Source organism: Corynebacterium sp. P4-C1 (genome assembly GCF_030503595.1).
Taxonomy (GTDB): domain Bacteria; phylum Actinomycetota; class Actinomycetes; order Mycobacteriales; family Mycobacteriaceae; genus Corynebacterium.
This window is the reverse complement of the sequence record NZ_CP129966.1, coordinates 911,266-931,755: the sequence shown is the minus strand read 5'-3', so window position 1 is coordinate 931,755 and position 20,490 is coordinate 911,266. Positions and strand designations below refer to the sequence as shown.

Below are 20,490 nucleotides of genomic sequence, written 5' to 3'. Positions count from 1 at the left end.
ATTCTTCCGCCAGTCTTGTGCGTTGAACACACTAGTTGCTTGGGGCTCCATAGCGGGAGGCCGTGACGGCCTCCGTTAGAGTGGGAGCGAAGTTAGGTGACTTGTACGCAATTGAGAGGAGACGTTATGAAGATCGGTGTGATCGTCGGTTCCATCCGTAAGGGACGCACTGCGGAGAAGGTCGCGGACTGGATGAAGGAGAGCATCGGCGAGCGGGAGGGGTTCGACTACGAGTTCATCGACCTCGCGGATTACGCGCTTCCGCTTTACGACGGCGCCGGGCTACCCATGCTCATGAACAAGCAGTATGACAACGATGAGGTGACCCGCTGGTCGCAGGCAATCGATGCGTGCGACGCCTTCATCTTCATCACCCCCGAATACAACCACTCCGTGCCCGCCGCACTGAAGAACGCCGTGGACACCCTGGGCCCGGAGTGGGTGGGCAAGCCCATCGCGTTCGTCGGCTACGGCGGCGTCGGCGCTATCCGAGCGATCGAGCACTGGCGCCAGATCGCCGCGAATTTCCACATGCACGACATCCGCGAGCAGCTCGGCTTCATTCAGGCGATGGAAATGAAGGACGGCTTCAACCCGATGCCGCACCGCGCCAAGGAGCTCGCCGCGATGTGCGATCGCCTCGAGGAAATGGCAGGCAAGCTGCGCGGCTAGTCACCGCGCGTGGATCTGGTTCTGCGTGCGCTGCAGACCTTCAGCGACGACGAGGCGGGCTGCCTCGGCGGCGGTGGCTATCTGCTCATCGAGCCCTTCGTCATCGATGGGGCTAAGCATCCAATCTGGAACTGGCATCCCTTTCGGTGGGCGGCCGATGCCCATACGGACCCGGATGTAGTCCCGTGTGCCTAACTGCTCCGTCAGGGATTTCAGGCCGTTGTGGCCGTTCTCGTTACCGCCCTGCTTGATGCGCACCTTGCCCGCGGGCAGGTCCAGCTCGTCGTGCAGGACAATGATCCGCTCTGGCGGGATTCCGAGCTTCTCCGCGACTGGGGCGACGCCCTCGCCGCTGTTGTTCATGAAGGTCGTCGAACGCACTGCCAGAGCGGACGTGCCCGGAACTGGTGCTGTGTGCGCTTTGAAGCCGGGAAGGGGGTTCAGCGCAGCGCCGACAAGCTCGTTGAGCGCCATGTATCCCACGTTGTGGCGGGTAGCGGCGTATTTCGCGCCGGGGTTGCCCAATCCGACGATGAGCCACTCTGCATCGGGAAACTCGGGACTGTGCGTGGGCCGGCGGGACGTGAACAGGGCGCGGAGTTTATCGAACACGCAGCCCAGTCTAAGGGGCCATGTTGCTAGTGTGGGCGTCATGCCACCAGATCTTCCCGCACGCCTGCCCCGCATCGTCGCAGCCCCCATGGCGGGCGGCCCGAGTACCCCCGAACTCGTGAATGCCGTCGGCTTCGGCTTCCTCGCGTGGGGGACATGCCCGCTCGACCAAGCGCGCGACGAACTCAGCCGGGTGGAGGAGCCGTTCGGCATTAACCTGTTCTACCCGCAGCGCGAGGAGCCGCGCCGGGAGGACCTCGAAGCGGCCGCCGCAGAGCTCGGGGCCGAGATTCCTGAGCCGGATTACACATTCGGCTTCCACGACAAACTCGACCTCGCGCTTGCCGACGGTCGCGCGACGATTATTTCCTGCACCTTCGGCTGCTTCACGGAGGCGGAATTCGCACGCATCCACGACGCCGGCATTCAGGCGTGGGTGACGGTGACCAATGAAGTAGACGCGATCAAGGCAGCGGAACTCGGTGCCGACGGACTGATTGTCCAAGGCCCGAAGGCCGGCGGCCACCGCTCCACGTGGACGATCACCGAAGAGCCCGACGAGCGCGACCTGGAGCAGCTGCTCAGCGGCATTTTCCGCCACGTGAACATTCCCATGATCGCCGCTGGCGGCGCGCGGACCTCCGAGGACGTCGAGCGGCTCATCGAGTGGGGCGCGGTATCCGTTGCCTGCGGCAGTGCATTCCTGCTTGCCGACGAAGCCGGCACCAGCCAGACCAACCGCTCCATCCTGAAAGCCGGTGGCACCTCCGTGTCCACTCGCGCCTTCTCCGGCCGCTACGCCCGTGGCGTGGAAAGCCGCTTTACTCGCGAGCACCCCGATCTGCCGCCGCTGTACCCGCAGCTCAACGCGATGCAGAAGCCACTGCGGGAGAACCCGGACTACTCCTACTGCCTCGTCGGCGACGAGTTCGCCGGGAAACTCCAGGAGGGCCCCGCCGCGGAGATCGAGGCGAAGCTGCTGGGTCGTTAGACGGTGGTTACGACTGGCGCGGTTCGAGTTCGCATGGCAGTCCCTTTCTACGAGATGGCGGCGATGAGCTCGTCGGCGGCGTCGGCGAGCGTGATGGGCAATTCCGCCGCCTCCTGCTTGGCAAACGGCTTGAGCACGTAGTCGGCGGGGGCTTGGCGGCCCGGCGGGCGGCCGATGCCAACGGCGAGGCGGTTGTAGTTGGGGGTGCCCAGTGACTTGGTCACGGACTTCAATCCGTTGTGGCCGTGGTCGCCGCCGCCGAGCCGGAGCTTGACCTGGCCGAAGTCGAGGTCGAGCTCGTCGTAGACAACGTAGATATTTTCTGGGTTCACGCCGTAGTAGGTGGCGAGGGCTTTCACCGGGCCGCCCGAGACATTCATGAAGCTGCGGGTGCGGGCGAGAATCGTGCGCCGGTCGGTGAGACGGCCGGCCGTGAGTTCGGCGACCTCCGTGTTGGTCTTCTTGTGCACGCTCAACTGTGCCGGCATCGGGGTGGCGCGGTCGAGCAGTTCCTCGATGACCATCACTCCCGCATTATGGCGGGTCTGCGAGTAGATCGTGCCGGGGTTTCCCAAGCCGACGACCAGAACCGGGGCGGTGGAATCAGCAGCCATGCACACCAGAATAAATGAATAAACGGCCGGTAACCCCGTGGTGGGGTCGCCGGCCGTTAAGACGCGGGCGTCGATAAGCGAAGGCTTACTCCTCGGAGTCGTCCTCGGACTCGCCCTCCTCTGCGCCCTCCTCGGAGTCGGCGCCAGCCTCGGCTCCGCCTTCCTCAGCGTCCTCAGCCTCAGACTCGAGCTCCTCGTCAACCTGCTCGTAGGTGACGTTGATCGCCAGCTGCTCCGGATCGGTGATCAGCTCGGAACCCTCCGGCAGCGGCAGGTCGCTGGCGAAGATCTGGTCGCCGATCTCCTTGCCCTCGATGGACACGACGATCTCGTCTGGAATGTTCAGAGCGTCGACCTCGATCTCGACAACGTCGATCTCCTGGAGAATCACAGCGTCCGGGGCGGCCTCGCCCTCGTAGATGACCGGAACCTCGACGGTGACCTTCTCGCCGCGCTTGACGCCGAAGAGGTCGATGTGGTCGATGTTCAGGGTCAGGACGTTCTGGTCGACGTGCTTAACCATCGCGAGGTTCTTGTCGCCGTCAACCTCGAGCTCGAGAATGGCGTTGGTGCCGTCGTTGCGCACGAGAGCGGTGATCTCGAGGATGTCCACGTGGAAGTGGAGGTTGTCCTCGCCGTTGCTGTACAGGACGCCCGGGACGCGGCCAGCGGCGCGCAGACGGCGAGCGGAGCCCTTGCCGAACTCATCGCGCTTCTCAGCCTGGATAGTCGGGAACTTATTCGCCATGATGCTTTCTCCTTCTAGTGATGCGTAGGTTCGATGAGCCACAGAAAAAGCCTGCGGCCACGTGTGCTCGTCGAGTGACCGCAGGCTTTTTGGGAGAAAAGTCTGTGATGATTCATCGCGTCGATAACGGCCCTGCTTGCGCGTATCCGTGCAAGTGGGGTCCCTCGCCGAGACAGGTCACGAGATTAGCAGACCGGGCTGGGCCGGACCAAACCTAGCGTTGCCAGATGAAATGGCCGGTGCGCTGCACGTGTTCGTTGCTAGGGTCGAGCGGAATGTCCGCGCGCTCCCGGAGACACACAGCCACGGCGAGTCCGATGACACTCGCGCCGACCAGGTAGGTGGTGATGCCCCACGATGAGCCAGTGGCCTCGTAGATCCAGGATGCAATGAACGGAGTGAATGCGCCGCCGAGGATCGCGCCGATGGCGTAGGTGATCGACGTGCCTGACGCGCGGACCGATGCGGGGAAAAGCTCGGCATACAGTGCTGCAATCTGTCCGTAAGTGAAGCCGAGCGCGAGAGCGAGGAAGATTAGGGCGACGTAGATCTTTCCCATGTCCGCCGTGTTCACCAGCGGGAAAAGAACGAGAGCGGCTACGATCTGAACGACAAAACCTCCAACGAGGGTGGTCTTTCGCCCGAGCCGGTCGGAGAGCCAGCCGGTGAAGAACGTGGAGACCATCCACACCGCGCCGGCGACGGTGACGGCGAAAAGAATCGGGCCACGGTCGAGGGCCATTCCGTCCGGATCGGTGGTGTAGTTCTGGATGTACCCGCCGGTGGTCATATATCCCAGAACGCTATTCGCGGCGAAGAGTAGAGCGCCAGCGATGACAACGGGGGTGTAGTTCCGGAACAGGGTTCCGATTGGATTGGATGTCTGGTTGGAGGAAATCTCCGCCATTTCCTCGTACACCGGTGATTCATCCACTCCCTTACGCACCCACCAGCCGAGCAGGACCAGCAAGGCGGAGAAGAGGAACGGTACGCGCCACCCCCACTCGAGGAAGGCGTCGCCCGGGGCGATGATATTCATCAGATACAGCGCCCCGGACGATAGCAGCAGGCCAGCCGGGGCGCCGATCTGCGGACTCGCGCCGAAGAGTCCGCGTTTGCCGTCCGGGGCGTGCTCGACGGCCAGCAGGACAGCCGAGCCCCACTCGCCGCCGGCGGAAATGCCCTGCACCAGGCGCAGCAGGACGAGCAAGACAGGGGAGAGGACGCCGATCGTCTCGTAGGTGGGGAGCAGGCCGATCAGAGTGGTGGCGCCGCCCATCGCCAACAGTGTCACCATGAGGACCGCGCGGCGGCCGAGCTTGTCCGCGAAATGCCCCGCCAAAAACGCGCCGAGCGGGCGGAACAGGAACGACAGTCCGACGGTGAGGAATGCGAATAAAGTTCCGCCGGCCGGGCCCAGCGGGGTGAATATCGCGGCTTTGAACACCAAGCCGGCGGTGGCGGCGTAAAGGAAGAAGTCGTACCACTCGATGGCAGTGCCCACCGTCGTGGCTGCTACCACGCGGCGGCGTTCGGAGGTGAGGGAGGGGCCGTCGATAAGCGGTGCGGTTGCTACTTTCGGTGAAACCATGTTTGCGAAGTTTATGCGAGGGCGCGCGCACACCGCTCGAAAACGAGAAAACCTACTCCAGGAGGCCTATCCACAAGGTCGGCGCGATGGGGTGGCTACGCGCTCGGCGGTGAATAGGTGCCTTGGAGTAGGTACCTGGAAAAGGTGCTAGGCCTGGCCCTCGAAGAGGGTGGTCACGGAGCCGTTCTCGAAGATCTCGTGGATCGTGCGCGCGAGAAGCGGGGCGATGGAGAGAACGGTGAGGTTGCTCCAGCCCTCCGTGGACTGCGGCAGAGTGTCGGTCGTGATGACCTCCTCCGCGCCGCAGGTGGACAGGCGCTCGCGTGCCGGATCGGAGAAGACGCCGTGGGTGGTGGCGATGACCACCGAACGGGCACCGGCATCCTTGAGCACGCCGACCGCGCCGGCGATGGTACCGCCGGTGTCGATCATGTCGTCGAGCAGGACGCAGTCCTTGCCCTGAACATCACCGACGACGCGGTTGGACACGACCTTGTTCGCGGCATCGATGTCGCGGGTCTTGTGCACGAAAGCCATCGGGGCATCGCCGAGCGTGTTGGCCCACTTCTCAGCGGTTTTCACGCGGCCCGCATCCGGGGAGACCACTACGAGGTTGTCCAGCGGATACTTTGACTTGATGTAGTCGGTCAGGATCGGCATCGCGTGCATGTGGTCGACCGGTCCGTCGAAAAAGCCTTGGATCTGGTCCGTGTGCAGGTCGACGGAGACAATGCGGTCCGCTCCGGCAGCGGTGAGCAGGTCTGCGACTAGGCGGGCGGAGATCGGCTCGCGGCCGCGGTGCTTCTTGTCCTGGCGCGCGTACGGGTAGAACGGCAGGATCGCGGTGATGCGCTTGGCGGAGCCGCGCTTGAGCGCGTCGATCATGATGAGCTGCTCCATCAGCCACTTGTTCAGCGGCTGGGTGTGGGACTGCATGACAAAGCAGTCGGCGCCGCGGACGGACTCGTCGAAGCGGATGAAGATCTCGCCGTTGGCGAAGTCGCGTGCGGTGGTGGGCACGAGGTCGATGCCCAGCTCCTCGGCGACCTTTTCGGCGAGCTCGGGATGGGCCCGGCCGGAGAAGACCTTGAGGTCCTTGTGGCTTTCGACTTTCTTACCGGTCATTGGTGGTGTCACCTTTCAGTTCACTCTCGCGTGCGCGCTGGGAGGCTTCGGCCGCGTCCGTGCCGGGGCGGTTCTTCTCCACCCAGCCTTCGATGTTGCGCTGGTGTCCTTCCTTGACGGCGAGGGCGCCGGCGGGCACATCTTTAGTCACTACTGTACCTGCGCCGGTGTACGCCCCATCGCCGACCGTGACGGGAGCGACGAACATGGTGTCGGAGCCTGTGCGGCAGTGGTCGCCGATGGTGGTGCGGTGCTTGTTCACGCCGTCGTAGTTGACGAAGACGCTGGAGGCGCCGATATTCGATTCACGGCCTACGGTCGCGTCGCCGATGTAGGTCAGGTGGGGCACCTTCGAGCCGTCGCCGATCTGCGCGTTCTTGGCCTCGACGAAGCCGCCGAGCTTGCCGCGTGCGCCGAGGGTGGTGCCCGGGCGGATGTAGGTAAACGGGCCCACGGCGGCTTCTTCGCCGACGACGCCGAGTTCGCCGTGGGTGCGCACAACGGAGGCGCGGGTCCCGACCTCGAAGTCGGTCAGGGTGGTGTCGGGGCCGACGACGGCGCCGTCGCCGATCACGGTGGAGCCCCACAGCTGGGTGTTCGGGTGGATGGTGACGTCCTGGCCGATTTCCACGTCGACGCCAATCCAGGTGGTGTCAGGGTCGACGATGGTGGCGCCGCCGCGCATGGCGCGCTCGACGAGGCGGCGGTTGAGTTCCTTGCCGGCGGCGGCGAGCTGCACGCGGTCGTTGACGCCGGCGAGCTCCCGCGCGTCGGGGGCGGTGAACGCAGTGACGGTCCGGCCGTCGTTCACCGCGATGCCGAGCACGTCGGTGATGTACAGCTCACCCTGCGCGTTATCGGAGTTGATGCGGGTCAGCGCATCACGCAGTACAGCGCCGTCGAAAGCGAAGACACCGGAGTTGACCTCGGTGACCGCGCGCTGTTCGTCGTTCGCGTCCTTTTCCTCGACGATTTCGCGCACGTTGCCGTCGCTGTCGCGGATGATGCGCCCGTAGCCCGTCGGGTCCTCGAATTCCAGGGACAGCACAGTTACAGCGGCCTGCGCGCTTTCATGCTTATCGACGAGCGCCTCGATCGTCTCCGTCCGCAGCAGCGGCACATCGCCATTGGTGACCACGACAGTTCCGTTGAAATCGGGGATGGCGCCCAAGCCGACCTGCACGGCGTGGCCGGTGCCATTCTGCTCCTCCTGGACGGCCTGGAGGATGGTTACCTGCATGTCCTCGGCGATGCCGTCCACGGCCGGGGAGACCTGGTCGCGCTGGTGGCCGACCACGGCGACGAGGTGGGCGGGGGAGATCCCGGCGGCCGCGTGCAGCGAATGCGACAAGAGGCTGCGCCCGCCGATTTCGTGGAGGGTCTTCTGCGTCGTCGACTTCATGCGGGTTCCGGCACCGGCCGCCAAAACGACGACGGCGCACTCGGAATTAGTTGGCACGCTGGGGTACTCCTTACAGTTCCTGGGAAATTTCGTGGACTAGCTTAACGCTTAGGCTGCTCCCGCAGAGACTTCACGCAAATTCGACGCACCGAACACGCCGACGAAGCCGATGACCGCGAGGAATATCAGAGCGGCTTGGGTGCCGAAGGCGGCGACGACTGAGGACACAGCGCCCACCACGAGCAGCATGACGCCCATGACAGTGTTGGACACGCCGGTGATCAAGGTGCGGTTGTCACCGGTGGCCATGTCAACCAGGTAGGTCTTGCGGCTCACGCGCACTGTCGTGTGCGCGAGGTTGACGAGGAAGAATCCCGCGGGCATGACCCAGGCGTTGATGTCGGCCGGAACGAAGCGCGCGCTGAGAACGAGCAGCACCAGCACGGTCGAGGCTGCGCCGGCCGCCCAGCCCATCGCGTTCTTAGAGGATTTATCAGACCATTTGCCGGACACGCGTCCGCCGAGCAGCGCTGCGCCCCCGGAGGCGATGATGAAGGCACCAAGCCCCGTCAGATCCGAGCCTTGCTCCTGGCCGAGCACGACAATGAACGGCGTCGACAGTGCGGTGACCAGCATCAGCGAGCGCACGACGAGGAATTTCTGCAGGTCCTTATCACTCGTGACCAGCGACCACATTTCCTTGAAACCGTGGGTGGCGGCGTTATCGTCCGGTTCCGATTCCGGCTCTTTGATTCCGGAGAAGACGAGCGAGGCAAACGCCCAGGTGGATGCGCCGATGCCGAGCAGCAGCACGAGGATCCAGCGCGGCAAGTCGTTCGGCAGGAATGTCAGGGCCAAACCGACCGCCAGAGTGAATCCGCCGCCGAGCGCCGTTGCGCGCCCGGTGATGTCGCCGCGATGCCCCTTCGAGATTGTGCGTCCCTGCACGTCTTTGCCCGCGATCGAGCAGATAGCCCGGAAGCACGCCTGGATGCCGAGCAGCACCAAGACAGCGACACCGAGTGCGGTGCCGTTCAGGAACATCGCTGCCACAGCGATCAGTGCCGCCGCGATGAACTGCCCCCAGGAGCCGATCAGCCAGACTCGCTTGCGGGACGCCGCCGATGTCACCCACGGGCTCAGCGCGAACTGGGGGAGCATGGAGCCGGACTCGCGGATCGGCACCAGAAATGATGTGAATCCAGCGGGAACGCCGGCGGCGGTGAACAGCCACGGTAGCACAGTTTTCGGGGCGACAACCTGGTCACCGATGTTTTGTAGGCCGTTCGACCAGATGAAACGGCGCGCGTTGTGCTCTTCATGCGGCATGGGGGAAGACACACCTCGGATAGTAGGGTCGAATCTGTACACCAGCGAACTGGGAGGCAGTAAGAGCTCAATGACCGGCGCAACAGATTCGACACGATCGCTGCCGATCCCGCCGCTGTATGAAGGGACACTCGACGGCAATGTCCGCCGCTTCGAGCTGACCGCGCAGGAAGGCGAATACGAAATCCTGCCGGGCACGACGACGAAGACGTGGGGTTTCAATGGGCCGTTCCTCGGTCCGACGCTGTACATGCGGCGCGAGGAACAGATCGACATGACGGTGCACAATGAGCTGCCCGATCCTACTGTTGTCCACTGGCACGGTCTCCACCTGCCGGTCACGGCAGACGGGGGACCGGCGCTCATGTTCGATCCGGGCGAGTCGTGGTCGCCGTCGTGGACCGTCGAACAGCCTGCGTCGACGTGCTGGTACCACCCGCACCCCCACGGCGAATCCGCGATCCAGGCGTACCGCGGGCTCGTCGGCGCCATCGTGCTTGACGACGACACCACCACCGCCGGCATCCCCGGCTTGCCCTCCCGTTACGGGGTGGACGACATCCCGGTGTTGATTAGAGACGCGAATTTCGACGACGACGGCCAGCTCAACGCCGACGACGGTTGGCTCGGCGACACCTTGATCGTCAACGGGATCACCAGTCCGCGCTTTGAGGCGACGACCCGGCGATTACGCCTGCGCATCCTCAATGGGTCGACGATGCGATTTTTGAATCTCACGCTCGGGGTTCCCTTCCAGATCGTCGCCACCGATCAAGGACTGCTGGAAACTCCGGTGGAAGCGGAATCGATCTTGCTCACTTCCGGCGAGCGTGTGGAGATCGTCGTGGATCTCGAGCCCGGAAAGGATCTCGCGTTGCGCAGTGACGGTCTGCCGCGCTTCGCCGACCTGCCCGACGAAGAAACCGCGCAGACCTTCGGTGTCACCGACCTCTTCGACGTGCTCGCGATCGGTGCGCCGCCGGAAGAAGCGCCCGCGTTCCCGCCGCTACCGGAGACACTCATCGAATTTGAGGAGCCCGAGAAGGCCACCGTCCAGCGTGAATTCCGTTTGAAGGACATGGAGATCAACGGCAAGCAGATGGACATGTCGCGTGTAGACGAGGTGGTGGACCACCGCGGTCCTGAGATCTGGAAAGTCACGAACGAGAATGCCGCCAAGCTGCACAATTTCCACGTGCACGACGCGCGCTTTCTGGTCACCGACGTCGAGAACGGCCGCATCGACTTCAGTGCGGGCTGGCACGACACGATCAATGTTCCGCCGCTCGCGACGGTCACCCTGCACGTCGACTTCGGCTACTACCCGGACCCGACCTTGGCGTACATGTACCACTGCCACATGCTCAACCACGAGGACCACGGAATGATGGGGCAGTTCGTCATCGTCGAACCGGGGCAGAAGCCGGAACTCCAGAGCCATTCGCACTAGACGCTGGTTAATCCGCTAATCAAGTCAGAGCAAGACACAGAAAAGGAGAACCATGAAACGGGAATTCGGACGGCGCACGTTCTTCAAGGGCATGCTGCTCGCCACGGCGGCGACGGCGACCGCCTGCGCAGGACCGGGTGGTGTCCGTTTCCGTCAGACCGCGCCCGAGGGTGCGAAAGAGGAGTACCGCGACCTGCCGGTGCCGGAGCTGTACGAAGGCGAGCTGGAGGGTGGCACCCGCCGCTTCGAGCTCACCGCGCAGGCGGGACAGACTGAAATCCTGCCGGGCAAGATGACCGACACGTGGGGCTTCAACGGTGCGTGGCTCGGCCCCACGCTGTACATGCGCCGCGGCGAGCACATCGAGATGAAGGTCAACAACGAGGTGACCGAGCCCACCGTCGTGCACTGGCACGGCCTCCACCTGCCGGCGGCCGCCGACGGCGGACCCGCGCTCATGTTCGACCCGGGCACGTCCTGGGAACCGTCCTGGGACATGGACCAGCCGGCATCGACCTGCTGGTATCATCCGCACCCGCACAATGTCTCCGGACTGCACGCCTACCGGGGTCTCGCTGGCGGCCTGATCGTCGCGGACGACGAATCCGACGCCCTCGAGTTGCCCCACGACTATGGCGTCGACGACATTCCCGTCATCATCACCGACGCCAAGTTCCGCGCGGACGCCAGCCTGGACTCGACTTTCGACCCCGACTACGGGCTGCTAGGGACCACTCCGCTCATCAACGGCATCACCAAGCCGCAGTTCACCGCAACCACGCGCCGGGTCCGTCTGCGCTTGGTCAACGGTGCGACGATGCGCTTCCACAACCTTGTCGTGGGGAAGCCCTTCCACGTCATCGCCACCGACCAAGGACTGTTGAGCGAACCGGTGGAGGTCGACAGTATCCTGCTCAGCCCCGGCGAACGCGCCGAGATCCTCGTCGACCTCGAGCCCGGCGAGGACCTCATGCTGCGTAGCGACGGCGTCCCCGACGGCGGCGGTCTCCCCAAGGAAGAGGTAGCCAACGGTTTCGGCCTCCGGGATACCTTCGACCTAGTGAAGATCACTGGCCCCGATGAGAACACCCCGGAGGTGGGGGAGGTGCCGGGGACGCTGGTGGGCGTCGATAAGCCTGACGCTTCCGGCGCAGTCGAGCGCGAGTTCGCGCTGAGTGGATTCGAGATCAACGGGCAGACAATGGACATGGAACGCGTCGACGTCGTCGTCGACCACTCCGGCCCCGAGATCTGGCGGGTGACCAATGAGAACGCGGACTGGCCGCACAACTTCCACATCCACAACGCGCGGTTCACGGTGGAGTCCGTCGACGGCGGGGCCGTTGCGTTCACCCAGGGCTGGCACGACACGATTTTCGTGCCTCCACAAACGACGGTGACCTTGCTCGTGGAATTCGGCTACCACCCGGACCCCACCCTGGCGTACATGTACCACTGCCACATGCTCTACCACGAAGACCAGGGAATGATGGGCCAGTACGTCATTGTCGAACCCGGTCAGCAGCCCGCGCTGGAGAAGCACACCGGGCGGCACTAGCTGCCATGCGGCGCTGAGTAGGGGGCGCACCCCCGCACTGTCACCCTTTGCAGGAAGTGTCGGGGGTGTAGGCCGTGAAAGTTGTCTGGGACTCTGCGGTGAAGAGGCGGACATGGAGAATGTTGCCGTTGCCGCCCTCGAGGTACCAGTGCTTGACTGACCATTCGCCGGACTTCTCGGTTTCTGGCTCATGCCCCGGGACGATGTTGAAATCATCGCCGGGTTTCCAGCTATGGATCGGCTCGTTCTCGAAATAGCCGTTGCCGCCCTCCGCGCGGATCGCGCTGATTACACCGTTTTCGAGGTACACCGTCGCCTCGGGGACGCCAAGCTTGGAATATGTTGCTGTGGTGCACCCCTCGATCCCGTTCTCCGCGGGGGCGACCGAGCCGGAATCGAGCCCCAACTCGGTCGCTTCCTTCTCGCTCATCCCGATGAGCAGTTCCCCGTAACCCCACGGCGTCATGAAAGCAGCCTCCCGGGCCTGACGGGAGCTGTCGCCCTCCTCAGCCGACTTCTTCTTGCCGGCGCCGGAGTCTTCCGCCGTGAACTCCTCGTAGAAGTCCAGCACCGGGCCCGAGCGGGCAATGCCGATCTCACCATCAATGTCGTCCCACTCGCCGGCGTGGAAGTTCAAAGAGCCGGTGAGCTTGCCGTCGGCGGAGGTGAATTCTGCCGAGCCGCCGCTGGCATCGCCGCCAGTGAATTTCCAGGTGCCGCCGCTTTCGCAGTCGCCGACGGTGATGTTTTCTACTCGGATATTGGGATCGGTGCTATCGACAGTGCCGTAGCAGCCGCGTCCGGGGTAGGCGACGGTGTGGGTGGTGGCGTCTTGGGAGATGCGGAAGATGACCTCATCGGAAATATTCTTCGACGGGTCGTCGGCGTGGACCAATTCGATGGTGCCGGTGGAGCGGTAGGAGTGCTCGGGGAATTCGATCCCGTCGGGTTCGGCGCCGGCTACCTCGGGGTTAATGCCGACCTCGCCGGAGGTGTTCCCCGGGTCAGTCTGAGGCAGCTCGGCAGAGGCGGAGGCGCCGTCGGAGGTGGTATAGGAGACGTCCATGGCATCGTTCTCGCCAGGTTCGAAGGTCCACTCGACACCGCTGTCGCCAGCGTCGACATCCTCGCCGTGAAGAATCTCTTCGCGGTAGGTGTGCTCGTCGGTCCGGGTCAGCGTGGAGTGGCGCTTCAAGGTGGGGGAGGTCAACTCACCTGTCTCGCCGTTGTCGTGGAAGCGGACGACGAGTACGACGGGGACGGGGTCCGCGGCCTCGATAAGCCCTTCCGCGTTCTCGATCGTTCCGCTGTAGCGCGTCTCGTTGTAGGGCTGCGCGATGTCGTCGCCGGAGCCGAAAAGACCGCTGCGCGCGGCGATGGCTCCACCCATGACCGCCGCGATGAGCAGCAGCACGCCAAGGACAGCGAGAAGGATCTTGTTGGTCTTCGTCACAGGTTCAGGGTAGCTGGCTCACACCTTCCGCACATTGAAGTGGAGGGGAATTCTGTTCGCATGAGCAATGCGGTAAGCTCTTGACCGTCTTTCCCCATGGTGTAATTGGCAACACTGCGGTTTTTGGTACCGTCATTCTAGGTTCGAGTCCTGGTGGGGAAGCTTTTTTATCGCCCGGACTTAAGCTTCAACCAGGGGGTTCGATGGCTGACCAGCCGCAGAATGTGCCGATGCTCGCCGGGGTGCTGACCCAGGCGATGACGGATCCGAAGTTGAAGGGTCTGAGCAAACGGGTGGGGGAGCCGTCGCTGCACGTCACCGGCATTGACCAGGTGCGTCCGTGGGCGGCGGCGACGATCGCGCGCACCGTGCCGGTGCTGCTCGTCACTGCGACTGGGCACGAGGCCGAGGATCTCGCCGCCGAACTCTCGGCGTTGCTCGGTGATGAGCGGGTGGCGTTGATGCCGGCGTTCGAGACGTTGCCGCACGAGCGTCTGTCGCCCGCCGCGGACATCGTCGGCAAGCGGAATCAGGTGCTGCACGGGCTCGCGGAGACGTCGGTCGTGGTGGCTTCCGCGCGCGCTATGTGCCAGCCGGTGCTGCCGGCGGTGGCGCCGATTGAGGTTGCACACGGCGAGGAATACGACTTCGAGGAGCTCGCCGCATCATTGACGAGTTTCGCGTACGAGCACGTCGACATGGTCTCCGGCCGCGGGGAATTCGCCACCCGCGGCGGCATCATCGATGTGTTCCCGACGACGGCCGAGCACCCGGTGCGCATCGAGTTCTGGGGCGACGAGGTTACTGACCTGCGCACATTCGCGGTTGCGGACCAGCGCACCATCGAAGACATCGCGCGCGTCGAGCTGCATCCCGCGCGCCAATTGCTTATCGACGATGCCGTCAAAGCGTCCGCCGCCTCCCTCGCCGAGGCCCACCCCGGCAACCGGACCCTGGTGGAGCTGCTCACCCGCATTTCCGACGGCACGCACGCCGACGGCATGGAGGCGCTCATCCCCGCGCTGACCGGTGCGCCGTACGCGGTGCTGCCCGAGCTCATGCCGGAAGGCTCCGTGGTGCTGGTGACATCGCCGGAGAAGGTGCGCACCCGCATCTCCGATTTGCAGGCGACCGACCAGGAATTCCTCGAGGCAGGTTGGGAGGCCGCCGCGATGGGCGCCGACGGACCCGTCGCGGCAGAAGGCCTGGATGTGTCGGCGAGCTCTTACCGATCCTTCGAATCCCTGGAGGTCTCGGCCCGCGAGGCCGGCAACGCGTGGTGGACCTTCGCGCCTCCCGGCATGTTCGCCGCGGGCGAGGACGACGAAGCCACCCTGCCCCTCGAATTCGAGGCCGCGCCAGCACCGAAGGGCGACCCGAAGCAGATCGAGGCGCTGTACGGCCAGGTGAAGATGCACCTGAAAAACGGCGGCCGCGCCGCATTCACCGCGCCGGCGAAGGGGACCGTGGACCGCATGGCGGAGCGCCTGCGCGAAAACGGCATTTCCGCGCGCGTGGCCACTGCCGGCCTCGAGCCCGTCGACGGCCAGGTCACGCTCTACCAGGCGCTGTCGCACGCAGGTTTGACCTTCCCAGGCCCCGGATTGGTCGTGTTCACCGAGACCGACGTGACCGGCAACCGTGTCGGCGATATCGCCGGTGCCAAGCGTCGTGCCCCGCGCCGCCGCAACCGGGTCGACCCGCTGGCGCTCAAACCTGGCGACTACGTCGTGCACGACACCCACGGCATCGGCCGGTTCGTGAAAATGGCCGAGCGCACGATCGGCACCGGCGAGGATTCTTCGCGTCGCGAGTACATCGTGCTGGAGTACCAGCCGGCCAAGCGCGGCCAGCCCGCCGACCAGTTGTGGGTGCCCATGGAGTCCCTGGACTTGCTGAGCAAATACTCGGGCGGGGAGCAGCCGTCGTTAAGCAAGATGGGCGGCTCCGACTGGAAGAACACGAAGAAGAAGGCCCGTGCGGCGGTGCGCGAAATCGCGGGAGAGCTCGTGCAGCTCTACGCCAAGCGCGCGTCCGCCCCTGGGCACGCATTCGCTCCGGATTCGCCCTGGCAGATCGAGATGGAGGACAATTTCCCCTTCGTCGAGACTGAAGACCAGATGGCCGCGATTGAAGCGGTGAAGGCGGACATGGAAAAGCCCACGCCGATGGACCGCGTCATCGTCGGCGACGTCGGCTTCGGCAAGACCGAGGTCGCGGTGCGCGCCGCGTTCAAGGCGGTGCAGGACGGCAAGCAGGTCGCCGTGCTCGTGCCCACGACGCTGCTTGCGCAACAGCATTTCTCGACGTTCAGCCAACGCATGGACGGCTTTGGTGTGGACGTGAAGGAGCTGTCGCGCTTCACCACCGGCGCGGACGCGAAGAAGATCATGGCGGGGCTTGCCGACGGCTCCGTCGACATCGTCATCGGCACCCACCGCCTCCTGCAGACGGGCGTGCAGTGGAAGAACCTCGGCCTCATCATCGTGGACGAGGAGCAGCGCTTCGGCGTGGAGCACAAGGAGCACATCAAGGCGCTCAAGTCGCACGTCGATGTCCTCACCATGACCGCGACCCCGATTCCGCGCACTCTCGAGATGTCGCTGACCGGCATCCGCGAGATGACATCGATCACGACCCCGCCGGAAGACCGCCACCCGGTGCTGACGTATGTGGGTCCGCAGGAAGACAAGCAGGTCGCCGCCGCCATCAGGCGCGAGCTGCTTCGCGACGGCCAGGTCTTCTACATCCACAACAAGGTCTCCGACATCGAGAAGACCGCCCGGCACCTGCGCACCCTCGTGCCGGAAGCGCGCATCGTCGTCGCCCACGGGCAAATGGGGGAGCAGCTGCTCGAGCAGACGGTGCAGGGCTTCTGGAACCGCGACTTCGACGTCCTCGTGTGCACCACCATTGTGGAGACTGGCCTGGACATCGCCAACGCCAACACCCTGATTGTCGAGAACGCCCAGAACATGGGGCTGAGCCAGCTGCACCAGCTGCGCGGCCGCGTCGGCCGCTCCCGCGAGCGCGGCTACGCCTACTTCCTGTACCCCAAGGACAAGGTGCTCACCGAGACCTCGTACGACCGCCTGGCCACCATCGCTCAGAACAACGACCTCGGCGCCGGAATTGCGGTCGCCCAGAAGGACTTGGAGATGCGCGGCGCCGGCAACGTGCTCGGCGCGGAGCAGTCCGGCCACATCGCCGGCGTCGGCTTCGACATGTACGTGCGCCTCGTGGGTGAGGCCGTGGAGACCTACAAGGCCCTCATGTCCGGCGACGTCGTCGACGCCACCGACCAAGGCCCCAAGGAGATCCGCATCGACCTGCCTGTCGACGCACACATCCCCGAGACCTACATCAATTCCGAGCGCCTCCGCTTGGAGAGCTACCGCAAGCTCGCCGCCGCCCGCGACGACGCGGAACTTTCCCATGTGGCCGAGGAATTGGTCGACCGCTTCGGCGAGATGCCCGAGGAAGTCGAGCGCCTCTTCGCCGTCGCACGTTTGCGCCACCAGGCCCGCCGCGCCGGGGTAGCCGACATCACCATGCAGGGCACGCGCCTGAAAGTCCACCCGGTGGACATGCCCGACTCGAAGCAGGTGCGCCTCAAACGCCTGTACCCAGGCTCGAATTACCGCGCCGCGGCAAAGGCAGTCCAGGTGCCGTTCCCGCGCGAAGGTGGGGCGAAGAAGGCCCTCAACGCCCCGAATCTCCGCGACGAGGAGCTGCTGCAGTGGATTGCCGACTTCCTGAGCGAGATGTTCGACGTGGAGAAGGTCTCGGTGAGGGGCGCAGGCATCGACAAACCCGCGAAAAAGCGCGTGGTCTCCGTCAGCGAGTAGCGCGGTCGCTGATCCAGTCTCGCGCAATCACGGCGGGCTCCGCGCGCTCGTCGCCGACATTGCGCAGATTCATCTCCACCAGATCGTCGGTGGTCAGCTGAGCATTGACGTTGTTGACCACATCGAGCGCGCCGGGCGGCAGCGCTCCGGCGCGGATCACGGGCACGACATTCTGCGGCGGGATGAGGTGGAGGGGGTCCTCGAGAATCACTAGGTCGGGCTTGTCTCCCTTCCCCGTCACGGCTGGCGAGGTAGTGAAGATATTCGCGGCGTCGACCGCGCCTTCCTCGAGCGCCTGGACGGTGAGCGGGCCGCCGCCGTCGGAAATCGGGCGGACCGTGATTTTGCCGAGATCGATTCCGTACACCGATGTCAGGCCGGGTGGTCCGTAGCGCCGCTCCGCGAATTCCGGTGGGGCGGCGATGGTGATGTGATCGAGTTTGTCTAAGTCCCCGATGCTGCGGATGCCACGGTCGGCTGTGGCGGTGGTGACGCGGTAGGCGTCGGCGGATTGAGCAGGGCTGAACTCGCCAAGCTCGAGCGATTCCGGCAGGGAAGCAGAAAGGGTGTCGCGCACCGCGGTTTCGTCGGCACGCTCGGGCAGCTCGGCGTAGAAGGACGCCAGATTTCCGGCGTATTCCGGGACGATATCGATGGTGCCGTCCTCGACAGCCGTCAGGTACACCTCGCGCGAGCCGATCCCGGGGGCGACGGAGGCCTCGAAGCCGGCATCGTCGAGAGCTGCGGCCCAAATGTGCCCGATGATCTGTGCCTCAGGGAAATTAGCGGTGCCGATGACGATCGTCCCGGCATCCGCCTCCACCGTCGGGGCCTCATCTGAGCCCGAGGTGTCCAGCGGGTCACCCTGAGCGCACGCGGCGAGCAGGAAGGGGAGAAGTACAACCAGATAGCGGGCACGCATCACGCATTCTCCTTCACATTTAGGCCATTTGGGGTCGCCCAGCGCTGCACACCCGCGAGCAGCACATCCACGACCAAGGCGAGAAGCGTGACGACGATCGCCCCTGCCACCATCCGCGCATAATCCTGCATGGCCAGCCCGTCGATGAGATAGCGTCCCAGCCCGCCGAGACCGATATAGGCGACGACAGTCGCTGTAGCCAGCACTTGTACCACGCACGAACGCAGCCCGCCGAGCATCACCGGCGCGGCCAACGGCAGCTCCACATCACGGAGGATCTGCTTTTCGCTGAACCCGGCGGCCCGGGCGGATAACACCACGTCCCGCTCGACGGACTCGAAACCGGCGACGATTCCAGCTAAAAGCGGTGCGACAGCCAAAAGCACGAGCACGATGAGCGACGGAATGATCGGCCAGCTGATCCCGCGCGGCAGGGTGATAGCCAACCAGGTCAGCAGACCCAACTCCGGCAGTGCACGCAAAGCACCGGAGATGGCGATCACGGCATTCGCCCCTTTACCGGTATGCCCGACAGCCACGCCCACGGGAACGGCGATGAGCGCAGCGGCGAGCACCGCCAAAACGGTGTAGCCGAGGTGTTCAGCGATGCGCACCGCGAATCCGGTGGCGCCGGTCCAATGCGAGGAGGTGGTGAGGTACGCGAAGGCGTCGATCAGCGGCTGCATGTCAGGACCTCCACGGCATGGTGAGGCGGGCAAGCAGGTTCAAGGCGGCGTCGAAAAGCAATGCGAGAACGACGGTGCCGACGATGCCCGCGATGATCTCGGTGGGGAACGCACGCTGGAAACCTTCAGTGAACAGAGTGCCCAGCGATTCCACACCTATTAGCGCACCGACCGAGATCAGACTCACCGTCGAAGCCGCCACGACGCGCATGCCGGTGACCAGGCCGGGGCCCGCCAGCGGAAGCTCGACGCGCAGAATGCGTCCGAGTGGGGAGTATCCGGCGGCGACAGCGGACTGTTTGACATCGACGGGGACCGCATCGAACGCGTCGGCGGAGCTGCGCACCATCAATGCGAGACCGTACAGCGTCATCGCCGCCACCACATTCAGCGGCGAGAGAATCGATGTGCCTAGAACCAGCGGCATCACAATGAACATCGCCAGCCCCGGCACCACGTAGACCAGGCTCGTCGCAGCGACGATCACCTCACGGAAGCGCCCCGAACGGTGCGCGGCCCAGCCGAGGGGCACAGCCAACACGAATGTCAGCACGATCGCCGGAAGCGCGATGAGGACATGCCGCCACGCCAACCCACCGATCATTCCCGCGTTATCCGCGAGCCAGTCCCAGTTCATTCGAGGACGCCTTTCATGTGGCCCGAGGCATCCACGACGACGGTTTGCCCGCCGCGTCGCTGTGTACGCAACCTGCGTGATTGCGTATCGACGAACTCCCTCACCGCCCCATTTTCCGGCTCCGCCAGAACCTTCTCCGGGGTGTCCGCCTGTTCGATCCGGGCCTGCTCGCCGAGAACGACCACGGTGTCACCGAGGAAGAACGCCTCGTCGATGTCGTGGCTGACGAGCAAAACAGTGGTGGTCAGCTTCTCCCGCAGTTCGATGATCTCGCGTTGCAGACCACGCCGCACCACGGGATCGACGGCGCCGAAGGGCTCGTCCATAATGAGCACGTCCGGTTCGTTGACCAGCCCGCGGGCAACGCCGACGCGTTGCGCCTGGCCGCCGGAGAGTTCCGCTGGATAACGCTTGCTTAACGACGCATCCAGCCCCACCAACTCCAACATTCCCTCCGCCTTGTCGCGCGCGTCGGCTTTGCTCGCCCCGCCCAGCCGCGCCACGTCCGCGATATTGTCTCGCACCGTCCGGTGCGGCATGAGGCCCGAATGCTGCATGACGTAGCCGATGCTGCGGCGCAGCTGCACCGGATCAGCCTGAGACACGTCGTCGCCGCGGACCAAGACGGTGCCTTCATCCGGGTCGACCATACGGTTCACCATCCGCAGCAGCGTCGTCTTCCCGCAACCGGATGGACCGACGAATGCCGTCGTCGCGCCTTCTTCGACCGTGAGGCTGAAATCCTTCACCGCCGGTCGTGTGGAGCCGGGGTAAGTCTTGGAGACGTTGCGGAATTCGATCACCGTAATCAGCGTACTGCGCGGATGGCGATGCCGGTCGTGATTCTTTCAG

The 20,490-nt window shown here is 64.6% G+C and carries 17 protein-coding genes; 5 read left to right on the top strand and 12 right to left on the bottom strand.

Annotation, left to right across the window (positions count from 1 at the left end; translation table 11 throughout):
• Positions 1-126 precede the first annotated feature (126 nt).
• A complete protein-coding gene (locus QYR03_RS04415) occupies positions 127-672 on the top strand; it encodes an NADPH-dependent FMN reductase (RefSeq protein ID WP_301713096.1) in 546 nt (181 codons plus the stop codon).
• Here QYR03_RS04415 and pth (QYR03_RS04410) read toward each other — a convergent pair whose 3' ends face one another.
• Positions 673-1,326 (bottom strand): aminoacyl-tRNA hydrolase, encoded by a 654-nt coding sequence (pth, locus tag QYR03_RS04410; RefSeq protein ID WP_301713097.1) that lies wholly within the window; start codon positions 1,324-1,326, stop codon positions 673-675.
• Between pth (QYR03_RS04410) and QYR03_RS04405 the strand changes: the two genes are divergently transcribed.
• The gene (locus QYR03_RS04405) at positions 1,325-2,275 is read left to right on the top strand and encodes a nitronate monooxygenase (protein WP_301713098.1); all 951 of its coding nucleotides are present in this window, start codon (positions 1,325-1,327) and stop codon (positions 2,273-2,275) included. The two genes, pth (QYR03_RS04410) and QYR03_RS04405, sit on opposite strands and share 2 nt — an antisense overlap.
• Positions 2,276-2,322: 47 nt before the next feature.
• Here QYR03_RS04405 and pth (QYR03_RS04400) read toward each other — a convergent pair whose 3' ends face one another.
• The 6 genes from pth (QYR03_RS04400) to QYR03_RS04375 all read right to left on the bottom strand — a co-directional run bounded on the left by pth (QYR03_RS04400) (position 2,323) and on the right by QYR03_RS04375 (position 9,084).
• Positions 2,323-2,889, bottom strand: a complete 567-nt coding sequence (gene pth, locus QYR03_RS04400; protein ID WP_301713099.1) for an aminoacyl-tRNA hydrolase — start codon at positions 2,887-2,889, stop codon at positions 2,323-2,325.
• 85 nt (positions 2,890-2,974) lie between these two features.
• The gene (locus QYR03_RS04395) at positions 2,975-3,637 is read right to left on the bottom strand and encodes a 50S ribosomal protein L25/general stress protein Ctc (protein ID WP_301713100.1); all 663 of its coding nucleotides are present in this window, start codon (positions 3,635-3,637) and stop codon (positions 2,975-2,977) included.
• Positions 3,638-3,851: 214 nt separating this feature from the next.
• Positions 3,852-5,228, bottom strand: coding sequence for an MFS transporter (locus QYR03_RS04390; protein WP_259851585.1), 1,377 nt, complete (start codon positions 5,226-5,228; stop codon positions 3,852-3,854).
• Positions 5,229-5,375: 147 nt separating this feature from the next.
• Positions 5,376-6,353, bottom strand: coding sequence for a ribose-phosphate diphosphokinase (locus QYR03_RS04385; RefSeq protein ID WP_301713101.1), 978 nt, complete (start codon positions 6,351-6,353; stop codon positions 5,376-5,378).
• Positions 6,343-7,755 carry a bifunctional UDP-N-acetylglucosamine diphosphorylase/glucosamine-1-phosphate N-acetyltransferase GlmU gene (gene glmU, locus QYR03_RS04380; protein WP_301978994.1) on the bottom strand — a complete coding sequence of 471 codons (1,413 nt, stop codon included), beginning with the start codon at positions 7,753-7,755 and terminating at the stop codon, positions 6,343-6,345. Before glmU ends, QYR03_RS04385 begins: the two co-directional genes overlap by 11 nt.
• Positions 7,756-7,863: 108 nt before the next feature.
• On the bottom strand, positions 7,864-9,084 hold the full coding sequence (locus tag QYR03_RS04375; protein WP_301713126.1) for an MFS transporter: 1,221 nt from the start codon (positions 9,082-9,084) through the stop codon (positions 7,864-7,866).
• A gap of 70 nt (positions 9,085-9,154) precedes the next feature.
• Between QYR03_RS04375 and QYR03_RS04370 the strand changes: the two genes are divergently transcribed.
• Both QYR03_RS04370 and QYR03_RS04365 read left to right on the top strand, forming a co-directional pair.
• The gene (locus QYR03_RS04370; RefSeq protein ID WP_301713104.1) at positions 9,155-10,534 is read left to right on the top strand and encodes a multicopper oxidase family protein; all 1,380 of its coding nucleotides are present in this window, start codon (positions 9,155-9,157) and stop codon (positions 10,532-10,534) included.
• A 52-nt stretch (positions 10,535-10,586) separates the two neighbouring features.
• Positions 10,587-12,092, top strand: a complete 1,506-nt coding sequence (locus tag QYR03_RS04365; RefSeq protein ID WP_259851590.1) for a multicopper oxidase family protein — start codon at positions 10,587-10,589, stop codon at positions 12,090-12,092.
• A 40-nt stretch (positions 12,093-12,132) separates the two neighbouring features.
• On the opposite strand, the gene QYR03_RS04360 is transcribed toward QYR03_RS04365, so the two are convergent.
• On the bottom strand, positions 12,133-13,545 hold the full coding sequence (locus QYR03_RS04360) for a hypothetical protein (RefSeq protein WP_259851591.1): 1,413 nt from the start codon (positions 13,543-13,545) through the stop codon (positions 12,133-12,135).
• A gap of 230 nt (positions 13,546-13,775) precedes the next feature.
• On the opposite strand from QYR03_RS04360, the gene mfd reads away from it, so the two are divergent.
• The gene (gene mfd / locus QYR03_RS04355) at positions 13,776-17,393 is read left to right on the top strand and encodes a transcription-repair coupling factor (RefSeq protein ID WP_301713127.1); all 3,618 of its coding nucleotides are present in this window, start codon (positions 13,776-13,778) and stop codon (positions 17,391-17,393) included.
• Here the strand turns inward: mfd and QYR03_RS04350 are convergent.
• Genes QYR03_RS04350 through QYR03_RS04335 form a run of 4 tightly spaced genes read right to left on the bottom strand, consistent with a single transcriptional unit; the run spans position 17,383 to position 20,441 of the window.
• The gene (locus QYR03_RS04350; RefSeq protein ID WP_301713105.1) at positions 17,383-18,315 is read right to left on the bottom strand and encodes an ABC transporter substrate-binding protein; all 933 of its coding nucleotides are present in this window, start codon (positions 18,313-18,315) and stop codon (positions 17,383-17,385) included. The two genes, mfd and QYR03_RS04350, sit on opposite strands and share 11 nt — an antisense overlap.
• Positions 18,315-19,001, bottom strand: coding sequence for an ABC transporter permease (locus QYR03_RS04345; protein WP_301713106.1), 687 nt, complete (start codon positions 18,999-19,001; stop codon positions 18,315-18,317). The genes QYR03_RS04350 and QYR03_RS04345 overlap by 1 nt, the downstream gene beginning before the upstream one ends.
• 1 nt (position 19,002) lies before the next feature.
• Positions 19,003-19,638 (bottom strand): ABC transporter permease, encoded by a 636-nt coding sequence (locus QYR03_RS04340; RefSeq protein ID WP_301713107.1) that lies wholly within the window; start codon positions 19,636-19,638, stop codon positions 19,003-19,005.
• A complete protein-coding gene (locus tag QYR03_RS04335) occupies positions 19,635-20,441 on the bottom strand; it encodes an ABC transporter ATP-binding protein (RefSeq protein ID WP_301713108.1) in 807 nt (268 codons plus the stop codon). Before QYR03_RS04335 ends, QYR03_RS04340 begins: the two co-directional genes overlap by 4 nt.
• Positions 20,442-20,490 lie beyond the last annotated feature (49 nt).